The following is a 12,456-nucleotide window of genomic DNA, read 5'->3' as shown; positions in this document are numbered from 1 at the left end:
TAGTCCATAAAGCAATAAACAATTTAGCGCAATCTAAAAAAATGCCCCAAAGTAGGGGGGGTGACAAGATAACTCCCCTAAAGCGACGCCAAGTTCGCATAACTAAGAACCAACCACTTGGATCCCTCGTAATCAAAATTCACCTGTACCCTGGCATGACTGCCAGCCCCTTCCACATCAGTAATAATCCCCTCGCCAAATTTCGCATGCGAAACTCGCTGCCCAATCGACATGCCTGTTTCATTGGTGCGTGTAGCGAGACGCGGTTTGGTTTCGCGCTCGTAATTCGATTGCCAATTACTATTGCTGTAGGTATTTACCTTGGGGCGAATCTCTTCGATGAGTGTTTCCGGGATTTCTTTTAAGAAGCGCGAAGGTACACCATAGAGTGTATTGCCATAAAGTCTGCGTTGTTCTGCGTAACTCATTACCAGTTGGGTTTCGGCGCGGGTGATGCCTACATAGCAAAGGCGTCGTTCTTCTTCCAGTCTGCCTTCTTCTTCGACCGACATTTGATGCGGGAACAGTCCTTCTTCGAGTCCAACGAGGAATACCAGCGGGAATTCTAAGCCTTTGGCGGAATGGAGTGTCATTAATTGAACGCAGTCATCGCCAGCTTGACCTTGTCCTTCACCTGCTTCTAATGAAGCGTGTGAAAGAAACGCGGTGAGGAAGTCCATGTCGGCGTGTTCGTCATCGGGTTTATAAGTAAAGCCTTGAGCGGCAGAGATTAATTCGTTGAGGTTTTCTATGCGAGCCTGGCCAGCATCGCCTTTTTCTTTCTTAAGGTAATGATCTTTAAGTTTCGAGGTTTCGATGACGTGTTCGACTTGCTCATCTAATGGTAGTCCATTGATGTCGCTTGCCATTTGTTCTATGAGTTGCACAAAAAGCTGTAATGCGCCTGCTGCACGCGCAGTAAAGGTTGCTGTTTCTAACAGTGCTATCGATGATTGCCAAAGTGTACTGCTGGTGTTACGTGCATGTTCGCGAATGACACTGACTGTTTTATCGCCAATACCGCGAGTAGGCTGGTTGATGACGCGCTCGAACGAAGGGTCATCTTGTCGATTGGCGCAGAGTTTTAGGTAGGCAAGTGCGTCTTTAACTTCGGCACGCTCGAAGAATCGCTGGCCACCATACACACGATAAGCAATGGAGTTTTCATTAAGTATGCTTTCAAAAACACGGGATTGCGCATTGGAGCGGTAGAGTATGGCGATGTCACTGTGTGAGTTACCGTGGCTGACCCATTGTTGAATGCGTGAGGCTACGTAAGTGCCTTCTTCAATTTCATTGTAGGCGGCGTATAAATGAATAGGTTCGCCATCACCGCCATCGGTCCAGAGGTTTTTGCCGAGTCGTCCTTCGTTGTTATCGATAACTGCATTGGCTGCATTCAGGATGTTGCCACTGGAGCGGTAGTTTTGTTCAAGCTTTATGGTTTGCGTTTGTGAAAAGTCGCGTGAGAAATTTTGAATGTGTTCTATTTTAGCGCCACGCCAGCCATAGATTGATTGGTCGTCATCGCCAACAACAAACGGTGGAATATTCTCACCTGCGAGTAGACGTATCCATGCATATTGTAAAGTATTGGTGTCTTGGAACTCGTCTACCAGAATGTGTTGAAAGCGTTTTTGGTAGTGGCTGAGAATTTCCGGGTTGTCGCGTAATAACTCTAATGAACGCAGGAGTAATTCGGCGAAGTCTACAACACCAGCGCGTTGGCAGGCATCTTCGTACTGTTTATACACGTCTACAAGCTGTCGAGTTGTAGGGTCGCCACGGTCCTCAATATGCATCGAGCGAATGCCTTCGTCTTTGCGTTTATTGATGTACCACATGGATTGTTTGGCTGGCCAGAGCTTTTCATCCAGTTGGAGTCCGCGATGGACGCGTTTAATTAGTCGTAATTGGTCGTCTGAATCCAGTATCTGGAAGTTTTGCGGTAATTTGGCTTCTTCCCAGTGTCTTCTGAGTAATCGATGAGATAAACCGTGGAAGGTACCTACCCACATGCCACCAGCAGGTGTGCCGAGTAATCCTTCTATGCGTCCGCGCATTTCAGCGGCGGCTTTGTTGGTGAAGGTAACGGATAGTATGGCAAACGGTGAAACTTGTTCTACTTGTATGAGCCATGCAATGCGGTGGACTAAAACTCGTGTCTTGCCACTGCCTGCGCCAGCTAATATCAACAATGGGTTTTTACCAGCGGATACCGCTTCGCGTTGTGGTTTGTTTAAGTCATCGAGTATGTGGGATACGTCCATTAGGGGCTCTGTAATTAAGTTCTTAATATATAAATAGGGGGTATGTATTTTATGAATTGTAACGGATTAAGAGTATGAATTTGTAGTTAATGTGGATACTATTCACGCACTTTTCAATATCACAGGTTAGAAGTCAAATACGGAATGCATAATCTAATTATTCTGGTGCGCCATTTAAGGCGAATTGCTGCATTTAAAGTGAGTACTAGAGCGTTGGTTATTACCTTGATGGTATTGGGTGCCTGGGTGGCGACTATTCATTTGGAGTTTCCTCCCGATATATCAATAAACGATAAATTGATACATGTGATCGTGTTTTTTGGTTTTGCGCTGCTGATGGATTTAGCAACCTCGCGCAGTCCATTTTGGTTATGGAAGGGATTACCACTTTTAATTTATGGTGGTGGTATAGAGGTTGCACAGTACTTTACCGAGTTTCGTTCTTTTTCATTGGCAGATTGGTTTGCCGATTTTGCGGGTATCTTGTTGTATTACATCGCTAAATCAATAATTGTTTATTGGGATAAAAAAAGATCTACTCATAATTAGTATTAAAAGATGAATAAATATTGATTAATTAAGTAAGTTTAGTTGAGTGAAAGAAAGCCTGATGCTAGTATTCCCGCGTCTTGATTCAATGACTTAGCAAGATTAAATTTGTTGATAGAGTCATAGGCTATACGAATGGCATTTGGTTCATTCGCAAAAGAACGAAATAGTGAATAGATAAATGAGAAATTTATTAGTTATACAGGCCATTTTGGTATTGCTTGGAGTCGCTGTTTCATTCTTCTATTTAGGTGATAATGGTATATTGCCGGCTGCTTATGGTGGCGCTGTTGCAATAGCTAATACGATTTTATTGTCACGTCGTCTGGATTCTGCAGGCGAAATGGCTAAGGAAAACCCTGAGGGTGGAGTGCTGACACTTTATCTCGGTGTTATTCAAAGATTTGTTTTTGTACTTGTTATGTTTGGTGTCGGTATGGGAGTTTTGAAGTTATTACCTCCTCCTATGCTAGGAACCTTTGCTGTTGCTCAGTTGGCCTTTATGTTATTTGGCTCTAAGCAAACGAAGTTGGCTTCCGAGGAGGTTGCTAATGCTGCAAAAGACGCCTCCGATAGCAACGACAATAAGTAATTATAATTATTTTTATTTTGGAGACTGAGAATCGTGAGCGAGTCTAACGCGCCAGCTATATCGAATCCCGTTGAGTATATTCAGCATCACCTGGGTAATATGACCCATAATGGTGAGCGTCCTGCTAGTCTAGTTGATTTCAGTGTATTTTTTGTTGATACATTTGTAATGAGCTTGATTTTGGCTTTGGCGTTTGCATTTGCCGCTTGGAAGGTCGGGAAGAATCTTGATCCTGATAAGCCAACTGGAATGCAGAATATTCTTGAGACGGTAGTAGAATTTGTTAATCAGCAAGTGAAAGATATTTTCCCTACGGCTGATAAATGGGTGGGTCCTCTAGCAATCACTATTTTTGTGTGGGTTGCTTTGATGAATACCATGGATATCATTCCTGTGGATTTAATTCCATCATTAGTGGCTGGTGTTGCAGGTGTGTTTGGATATGATCCGCATCACGTTTACTGGAAAGCAGTGCCTACAACTAACCTTGATACTACCTTTGCATTGGCGTTGTTGGTATTCGGTTTAATAATCTTCTATAACATCAAGCACAAAGGTTTGTTTGGTTATATGAAGGTGTTTGCTACGCATCCATTCAGTGCAAGCAATCCTATCGTTAAAGTATTGTTATTCCCGATTAATGTTGTAATGACAGCGATTGAGGAAGTGGCTAAGCCAGTGAGTCTTGGTCTAAGATTGTTCGGTAATATGTTCGCAGGTGAGTTGTTGTTCTTATTGATTGCTTTGCTTGCATTCTCATACTGGGCAATGCCTGGTCAGGTAGTGTTGGGAGTTTTATGGTCAATCTTCCATATCCTGGTTATTTTGTTACAAGCGTTTATTTTTATGCTGTTGACTATCGTTTACTTAGGTTTGGCGAGTCAGGGCACAGACGAACACTAAATTTTAGTGTTCGTTATATTTGAGTTTACTTTTTTTAATTTTTAACATTTTTTATATTTAGGAGATTTACTATGGATGCTGCAATTGTATCTGAAATCATGTCTGCCACTGCAATCGGTGTTGGTATCATTCTAGCGGCTGCTGGTTTAGGTTCGGCTTTAGGTTGGGGTTTGATTTGTTCGAAGTTTATTGAAGGTATCGCTCGTCAGCCTGAGATGCGTGCCCAATTAACTGGTCAAATGTTATTTACTGGTGGTTTGATGGAAGCATTCCCAATGATCGTTTTGGGTATCTCAATGTGGTTCATCTTTGCGAACCCGTTCATCGGTGCTGCTGCTGCTGCGATTGGTGGTTAATTTTTTCGAACTCTAATTCGACTTAACTGAAATAGTATTCGGAGAAAAATCATGAATGTAACAGCAACATTAATTGGTCAGCTGATTGTTTTTTCAATTCTGATCTGGTTTATCAAAGCAGTGCTTTGGGAGCCAGTTATTAATACATTGGAAGATCGAAAAAAACGTATTGCTGACGGTTTAGCTGCATCTGAAAAAGGCATGAAGGATCAAGAGCTAGCGGCAGAAAATGCTAAGCAGGCGATCAAAGAAGCCAAGCAGGAAGCGGCAGAAATTATTGCTCAAGCGAAAGCTCGTGACACGCAAATGATCGAAGAAGCAAAAAACAAGGCAGTTGAAGAAGCTGACCGCGTTATTGCTGGTGCTCAGGCAGAAATCGATCAGGAAGTTAACCGTGCTAAAGATTCTTTACGTACTCAGGTGTCAAGTTTGGCAGTTGCAGGTGCTAGTAAGATTCTTGGTAAAGAGGTTGATGCCAATGCGCACAAAGCTGCATTGAAAGAGCTGATTGAGCAGATATAGGAAATACGATTATGTCTGAATTGACTACAGCAGCTCGTCCCTACGCTCGTGCCGTTTTTGAAATGGCCGAGTCAGCAGGTAGCTTAGGTGAGTGGTCTGATATGCTTGGTTTTATGGGTGCTATAGCAAGTGATGAGAAAGTTAGTGCATTACTTGCAACTCCCAAAATGGCTAAGCAAGCAGGCGCTGATGCTTTCGTTCAACTTTGCGATGGCAAGTTGAACGAGCAAGCGAAAAACCTTGTTAGTATGCTAGCTGAAAACGACCGTCTTTCACTTCTCCCTGAAATGAGTGCAATTTATGAAGTACTTAAAGATGAGGCAGAAGGTTCTGTTGAGGCAATCGTTACATCAGCTAAAGCGTTAACTGAGACAGAAGAGAAGTCTATTTCTGATGCTCTCAAAAAACGTTTGGGGCGTGACGTAAAAATAAAGGTTAGCGTTGATGAAACACTGCTCGGTGGTGCGATCATTCAGGCTGGCGATTTGGTAATAGATGGTTCTTTAAAAGGGCGTTTGAGCAAAATGACGTCTGTTATGGCTAACTAAACCACAAAATTAAGAGAAAGGTATAGGTAAATGCAACTTAACCCGACAGAAATTAGTGATCTGATAAAAAAGCGTATTGAAGGCTTTGAAACAGATGCTGAAGCACGTACTGAAGGTACAATCGTATCTATCATGGATGGTATCGTGCGTATACACGGTTTATCAGATGTAATGTCTGGTGAAATGATTGAGTTCTCTAACGGAACATACGGTCTGGCTTTAAACTTGGAACGTGATTCAGTAGGTGCGGTAGTACTTGGTGATTACAAAGATATGACAGAAGGTGATACTGCAAAGTGTACTGGTCGTATCCTGGATGTTCCAGTTGGTCCTGAATTGATGGGGCGCGTAGTTAACTCACTAGGTGCACCGATTGATGGTAAAGGCCCAGTTAATGCTTCTTCAATGAATCCAATTGAGCGTCAGGCTCCTGGTGTTATCGAGCGTAAATCGGTTGATGAGCCAATGGAAACTGGTATCAAGGCACTTGACTCAATGGTTCCTGTTGGACGTGGTCAGCGTGAATTGATTATCGGAGATCGTCAGACTGGTAAGACAGCTGTTGCGATTGATGCGATTATTAACCAAAAAGGCAAAAACGTTAAATGTATTTACGTTGCTGTCGGTCAAAAAGCTTCTTCTGTTGCTGGTGTAGTACGTAAACTAGAAGAGTTTGGTGCAATGGAGTACACAATTGTTGTTGCTGCTAATGCTTCAGACCCTGCATCTATGCAATATCTTGCTCCTTACGCCGGTTGTGCAATGGGTGAGTACTTCCGTGATAACGGAGAAGACGCACTAATTATTTATGATGATTTAACTAAGCAGGCTTGGGCATATCGTCAAGTTTCATTACTTCTTCGTCGTCCTCCGGGTCGTGAAGCATATCCCGGTGATGTTTTCTTCCTGCATTCACGTCTACTTGAGCGTGCAGCTCGTGTTAACGCTGAATATGTAGAAAGATATACTGAAGGCAGAGTAAAAGGTAAAACAGGTTCTTTAACTGCTTACCCAATTATCGAAACCCAAGAGGGTGACGTATCTGCATTCGTACCTACAAATGTAATCTCTATTACAGACGGTCAGATCTTCCTCGATACTGATTTATTCAACTCTGGTAATCGTCCTGCGATTGATGCTGGTTTGTCAGTATCTCGTGTTGGTGGTGCAGCTCAGACTAAAATCATCAAGAAGCTTGGTGGTGGTATTCGTCTTGATTTGGCTCAGTATCGTGAATTAGCTGCTTTCTCTCAGTTTGCATCGGATTTGGATGAAGGAACCAGAAAGCAACTTGAGCGTGGAGCTCGTGTTACTGCATTAATGACTCAGGCACAATACTCTCCTTTGAAAACTGGTGAGTTAGCTTTCTCATTATTCGCAGCTAACGAAGGTTTCCTGGACGATATCGATGTGAATAAAGTCAACGACTTTGAATCTGCGATGTTGTCATACATGAGAACTGAAAAAACTGATTTCCTTGAAGGCTTAAATGAGTCTGGCGATTACAACGATGACATTGCTTCTGAAATGAAGAGTGCGCTAGAGAACTTTAAATCTAAAGGTGCCTGGTAGAAAGATGCTTGGTAAACAAGTACCAGAAAATCAAGGAGCTTAGTAATGGCAGGTCTTAAAGAAATACGCTCGCAGATTGGTAGTATTCAAAATACTAAGAAGATTACCAAAGCCATGGAAATGGTAGCTGCATCAAAAATGCGTAAAGCTAGAGAACGTATGGACGCATCACGTCCATACGCAGAAAAAATGCGACAAGTTGTTAGTCATATGGCATTAGGTCAGCTTGAATATCAACATACTTTTGTTAAAGAGCGCGAAACTGTAAAACGTGTCGGTTACATCATTATTTCTTCTGATCGTGGTCTTTGTGGTGGTTTAAACACAAACCTTTTCAAGAAGGCATTTCAAGATATTGCGGAATGGAAAGATAAAGATGTTGAAGTCGATATAGCAGTTTTTGGAAGCAAAGCACTATCTGTTTTCAGACGCTTTGGTGTTGTAGCAGAGTCTACAGGTTTGGGTGATAAGCCAACTACAAATGATTTATTAGGTACGACAAAAGTTATGCTTGATGCATACGAAGAAGGTCGTATTGATCGTTTGTTTCTTGTAGAGAATGAGTTTGTTAATAGCATGACTCAAACGCCTCGAGTTACTCAAATGATTCCTATAGTTGCTGCTGATATGGATGAAATCAAATATCAGTGGGATTACTTGTATGAGCCAGAGTCTAAGGAAGTAGTAGATGCTCTTATGACTCGTTATATTGAATCTCTGGTTTATCAGGGTGTTGTAGAAAATATTGCCTGTGAGATGTCAGCGAGAATGATCGCTATGAAAAGTGCATCTGATAATGCTGGTGATATGATCGATAAACTTAAATTGGTTTATAACAAGGCTAGACAAGCGTCGATTACACAAGAAATTTCAGAAATTGTTTCGGGTGCTGCAGCGGTAGAATAATCCGTTATAGCTAAAAGTAATATCCGAGCAGTTTATTAAAAAATTTAACATTTAAGGTAGAGGTACTAACACAATGAGTACTGGAAGTATTGTTCAAGTTATCGGTCCTGTTGTTGATGTGGAATTTCCACGTGACGCAGTTCCATCGGTTTATAGTGCATTAACCGTTCCAGATCACAACGGATTGACTCTAGAGGTTCAGGGTCAACTAGGTGATGGTGTTGTTCGCACAATCGCAATGGGTGAGGCCGAAGGTCTTAAACGTGGCATGGAAACAGTCAACACTGGTGAGCCAATTATGGTACCAGTTGGCGAAGGAACTTTAGGACGTATCATGAACGTTCTGGGTGATCCGGTTGATATGGCTGGTGAAGTGAAAGTTGATAAGCGTATGCCTATTCACCGCGATCCACCAAGCTATGAAGAATTATCTTCTACACTTGATATTCTTGAGACTGGTGTGAAGGTTATCGATTTGGTTATGCCAATCGCTAAAGGTGGTAAAATTGGACTGTTTGGTGGAGCTGGTGTTGGTAAAACAGTTACATTGATGGAGTTAATCAACAATATCGCAAAGGCGCATAGTGGTTTATCTGTGTTTGCTGGTGTTGGTGAGCGTACTCGTGAAGGTAATGATTTCTACTACGAGATGGAAGAAGGTGGAGTACTTGATAAAGTAGCTCTAGTATACGGTCAGATGAATGAGCCTCCAGGAAGTAGACTACGTGTTGCTTTGACTGGTTTGACTATGGCTGAGCATTTCCGTGATGAAGGTCGTGACGTATTGATGTTTATCGATAATATCTATCGTTATACACTTGCGGGTACAGAAGTATCGGCACTTTTAGGTCGTATGCCTTCTGCGGTGGGTTATCAGCCAACACTTGCTGAAGAAATGGGTGCGCTTCAAGAGCGTATTACTTCTACAAAGAAAGGATCTATTACATCTTTCCAGGCGGTATATGTACCTGCTGATGACTTGACGGATCCATCTCCTGCTACAACTTTTGCTCACTTGGATGCTACGCTCGTACTATCACGTAATATCGCTGAGCTAGGTATATACCCAGCGGTTGATCCTTTGGATTCATCTTCTCGCCAACTTGATCCTTTAGTAATTGGTGAAGAGCATTATGGTGTTGCACGTAGTGTACAGGGTGTACTTCAGCGTTATAAAGAATTGCAAGATATTATCGCTATACTAGGTATGGACGAATTATCTGAAGAAGATAAGCAAACTGTTGCTCGCGCTCGTCGTATTCAACGTTTCCTATCTCAACCTTTCCATGTTGCTGAAGTATTTACTGGAGCGCCAGGAAAATACGTATCGCTAGCTGATACACTTGCTGGTTTTAAAGGTATTCTTGCTGGTGAATATGATCACTTACCTGAGCAAGCTTTCTACATGGTTGGCGGAATAGAAGAAGCTGTTGAGAAAGGAAATAAAGACGCTTAATCTTTATTTATCTCTTAACTTATTTCGTAATACAGGAAAGATAGAATATGGCTATGACAATGCATTTGGATGTTGTAAGTGCTGAGGAATCGATATTCTCAGGCGTAGTTCAAGAATTATTAGCGCCTGGTACTATGGGTGACTTGGGTATTTTACCTGGTCACTCTCAGCTTATATCAACACTAAAAGCTGGCGAGCTAAAGTATAAAACAGATGATGGCGAGTCTTTATTGTTTGTTGCTGGTGGTGTCATGGAAGTGCAGCCTTCAATCGTAACTATTTTGGCAGATACGATTGTTCGTGCTGAGGACCTAGACGAGAAAGCAGCTGAGGAAGCTAAGAAGAGAGCAGAAGATGCGCTTCAAGGTAAAGACCCTCAAGATTTAGATTATGAAGCTATTCAAGCAGAATTAGATGCTGCTAAAGCTCAAATTGAAATGATTCATCGTATTGGTAGAACATTAAGATAACAGGATTGATTTCTGTGCTTGCGGGCTATATGACTGATTAAATGACCAATTATCTTAATATTTGGTCACTTAGATTCAGTATTTTGTGGTAAATAAAAAAAAATGTTGTTTTTTTACCATTTTTTTTGAATGTGCCCTGAATAAAGTCTATACTCCGAGTGCGGATAAACAATGATTATGGATCGTTTGTTCTAAATGGTCGTTTCGAATTTTATAACTAACAAGTAGTAAGGATGTACAAATATGAAGATTAAACATCAGCTTTCATTAGCAACATTATTAATGGCAGGCGTTTTTGTAACTGGTTGTTCTCAGCAGGAAGTTTCTGGTGGTTCACAAGTTTCAGGTGGTTCACAGGCTCAAGTAGAAGGTGGTTCACAGGTTTCTGGTTCTCAACAGCAAGTTGAAGCAGCGCCAGTTGTAGCAGCTCCAATCGCAGCTGAGCCAGCACCAATGGCAGCACCTAAGCCAGCTCCAATGGCTAAACCAGCTCCAAAACCAGCTAACCGTTGGTTCCATTACCACCCAGAAGCTCCAGCATGTGCAAAGACTAAGAGTCATTCACATAAATACACTAACCGTAACCACCGTCACCACTATGCTTGTCAGCAGAAGGCTAAGCCAGCTCAACCACAAGTTGACGTATACGCTCTACAACGTAAGTTGAAAGCAAAAGGTTACTACAAAGGACCTATCGACGGAATCGTTGGACCAGGTACTCGTAGCGCACTTCAGCAGTTCATGAAGCGCTAAACTATTGAATTAATAGTTTATCTCTGATTAGTCAGAGATTAAAATGGGACTAGGGAGTAATTCTTAGTCCCATTTTTTTTGAAACCAATTTTAAGTTATATTCGTATTAACTACTTGAGATAGGAATGGAACTTATTTGCAAATAAGTGATCATTAGAGTTTGGGGATGCTAAGGTGGTCTTAAAGGAATTGAATATCAAACATATAATTAAAGGGTTTACTCTATTTATCTTACTGTGTATCAGTCAATCATCATTCGCGATGGTTTGGAAGTCTGAAAATACTTGGGATGCAGTATGGGAAAAGAGATATCAACATTGGGTAAAAAATAATTGGACTGAAGATTTCTTCATGAATGAAAAAAAACCCATGTATTATAAGTTTTCACATGATTGTGCAGATGCTGTATATGCGATGCGATTAGTTTTTGCCTATGAGTATAAACTTCCTTTTGTAGTAAATAATCCGAGTAAACGTGGTCGAACAATCAGTAATGGTATGACTCGATGGGATAAGCTGTCTGAAGAGAAACGTGTCAGAAAGTTTATGGATTATGTGGCTAACTATACAAGTACTAGATCATTGGAAAATGATACTTATCCAATAGCCTTGGACGATATAAAGCCAGGTGATGTATATGTTGCCCCTGATGTGCATGCCTATCAAATAGTAAATATAACTGATGCAGGCATTGCTGAGGTTATGTCTTCTACTACCCCGCAAGCTCCTAGATTTATGGATCGTATTCCTTCCTTTCCATTTTATGTACCAGAAGATTATAAAAACAAGAAAGACGGGTATAGACGTTTTAAACAACCCCAAAATATTCGTAAGTCAGCAGAGAAACAGCCTGGCTACAACATTGAACAATTTGATATAGCACAATCTGTTAAACAAGATTATGTGAAATTTACCGATATTATTTCTAGTGCTTTAGGTTCAAGAGTAGAAAAGCCTGACGAGAAAACACTTCGTCTTTTGATCGCTATGTGTATGTATGCAAATGATCGAAGCATTTATGTCTACGATGCGTTATGGCACTTACAGAAGATTCGTAAGGGTGGTAGACAGTGTATGAATCGGACTGAATATAATAGTTACTCTACACCATCAAGAGACAGGCGTTTAAAAGCATTCTTTAACGCAGTTAAAAATCACTACGAGAAAAACAGCAAGTATAAGCAATGGACTCAACCACAGCGATGGGCTAAAGCATTGTTCTCAATAGAGCCACCAAAGCCTGCTGAACTAGCTGACTTAAATAAATTCTGTAAGGTGCAGATGAGCTTAGGTGAAAATTACTTCATACCACTGCGTGATTTACGTCAGAATCTATCCGCAGGAAAAGTTATATCCGATCCACATGCTCCGCTTGAGTATCGCTGGGGCGCTCAAACTAAGCCTTATGAGCCACGTTGCAAGACTTACTAATTTTTACAACAAAGTTATTTCGCGTTTAGAAGCAGTTGTCTATGCAACTGCTTCTTTTGTCATATAAAACTGCTCTATAACCATGTTCTTGGTTATAATTTAAGCATTCTCTATACACAATAATAGTC

The 12,456-nt window shown here is 41.4% G+C and carries 13 protein-coding genes; 12 read left to right on the top strand and 1 reads right to left on the bottom strand.

The annotated features are described in order from the left end of the window. Positions 1 to 77: 77 nt before the first annotated feature. Positions 78 to 2,270, bottom strand: a complete 2,193-nt coding sequence (uvrD, locus tag OO007_RS09275; protein WP_325808581.1) for a DNA helicase II — start codon at positions 2,268 to 2,270, stop codon at positions 78 to 80. A gap of 144 nt (positions 2,271 to 2,414) precedes the next feature. On the opposite strand from uvrD, the gene OO007_RS09270 reads away from it, so the two are divergent. The 12 genes from OO007_RS09270 to OO007_RS09215 all read left to right on the top strand — a co-directional run bounded on the left by OO007_RS09270 (position 2,415) and on the right by OO007_RS09215 (position 12,328). After that, positions 2,415 to 2,819 (top strand): VanZ family protein, encoded by a 405-nt coding sequence (locus OO007_RS09270; protein WP_325808580.1) that lies wholly within the window; start codon positions 2,415 to 2,417, stop codon positions 2,817 to 2,819. Positions 2,820 to 3,000: 181 nt separating this feature from the next. Beyond that, positions 3,001 to 3,411 carry an ATP synthase subunit I gene (locus OO007_RS09265; RefSeq protein WP_131907344.1) on the top strand — a complete coding sequence of 137 codons (411 nt, stop codon included), beginning with the start codon at positions 3,001 to 3,003 and terminating at the stop codon, positions 3,409 to 3,411. A 33-nt stretch (positions 3,412 to 3,444) separates the two neighbouring features. Further along, entirely contained in the window at positions 3,445 to 4,314 is an 870-nt protein-coding gene (gene atpB, locus OO007_RS09260) for a F0F1 ATP synthase subunit A (RefSeq protein ID WP_131907343.1), read from the top strand. A 71-nt stretch (positions 4,315 to 4,385) separates the two neighbouring features. Further along, a complete protein-coding gene (gene atpE / locus OO007_RS09255) occupies positions 4,386 to 4,670 on the top strand; it encodes a F0F1 ATP synthase subunit C (protein ID WP_131907342.1) in 285 nt (94 codons plus the stop codon). A 51-nt stretch (positions 4,671 to 4,721) separates the two neighbouring features. Then, the gene (locus OO007_RS09250) at positions 4,722 to 5,192 is read left to right on the top strand and encodes a F0F1 ATP synthase subunit B (protein ID WP_131907341.1); all 471 of its coding nucleotides are present in this window, start codon (positions 4,722 to 4,724) and stop codon (positions 5,190 to 5,192) included. A gap of 11 nt (positions 5,193 to 5,203) precedes the next feature. Beyond that, positions 5,204 to 5,740, top strand: a complete 537-nt coding sequence (locus OO007_RS09245; protein ID WP_131907340.1) for a F0F1 ATP synthase subunit delta — start codon at positions 5,204 to 5,206, stop codon at positions 5,738 to 5,740. A gap of 30 nt (positions 5,741 to 5,770) precedes the next feature. Beyond that, the gene (atpA, locus tag OO007_RS09240) at positions 5,771 to 7,312 is read left to right on the top strand and encodes a F0F1 ATP synthase subunit alpha (protein WP_131907339.1); all 1,542 of its coding nucleotides are present in this window, start codon (positions 5,771 to 5,773) and stop codon (positions 7,310 to 7,312) included. Positions 7,313 to 7,357: 45 nt separating this feature from the next. Then, the gene (gene atpG / locus OO007_RS09235) at positions 7,358 to 8,218 is read left to right on the top strand and encodes a F0F1 ATP synthase subunit gamma (RefSeq protein ID WP_131907338.1); all 861 of its coding nucleotides are present in this window, start codon (positions 7,358 to 7,360) and stop codon (positions 8,216 to 8,218) included. A gap of 73 nt (positions 8,219 to 8,291) precedes the next feature. Then, positions 8,292 to 9,674, top strand: coding sequence for a F0F1 ATP synthase subunit beta (gene atpD, locus OO007_RS09230; protein ID WP_131907337.1), 1,383 nt, complete (start codon positions 8,292 to 8,294; stop codon positions 9,672 to 9,674). A gap of 47 nt (positions 9,675 to 9,721) precedes the next feature. Further along, the gene (locus OO007_RS09225) at positions 9,722 to 10,144 is read left to right on the top strand and encodes a F0F1 ATP synthase subunit epsilon (protein WP_131907336.1); all 423 of its coding nucleotides are present in this window, start codon (positions 9,722 to 9,724) and stop codon (positions 10,142 to 10,144) included. Positions 10,145 to 10,387: 243 nt separating this feature from the next. Continuing rightward, the gene (locus OO007_RS09220; protein WP_207907147.1) at positions 10,388 to 10,897 is read left to right on the top strand and encodes a peptidoglycan-binding domain-containing protein; all 510 of its coding nucleotides are present in this window, start codon (positions 10,388 to 10,390) and stop codon (positions 10,895 to 10,897) included. Between the two features lie 189 nt (positions 10,898 to 11,086). Next, on the top strand, positions 11,087 to 12,328 hold the full coding sequence (locus tag OO007_RS09215; protein WP_243651710.1) for a hypothetical protein: 1,242 nt from the start codon (positions 11,087 to 11,089) through the stop codon (positions 12,326 to 12,328). Positions 12,329 to 12,456: the final 128 nt, after the last annotated feature.

The organism is Cocleimonas sp. KMM 6892, assembly GCF_035798195.1.
GTDB classification, from domain to species: Bacteria; Pseudomonadota; Gammaproteobacteria; order Thiotrichales; family Thiotrichaceae; genus Cocleimonas; species Cocleimonas flava.
Note: the sequence above shows the minus strand (reverse complement) of the source record. Positions and strands in the feature narration are given on the sequence as shown.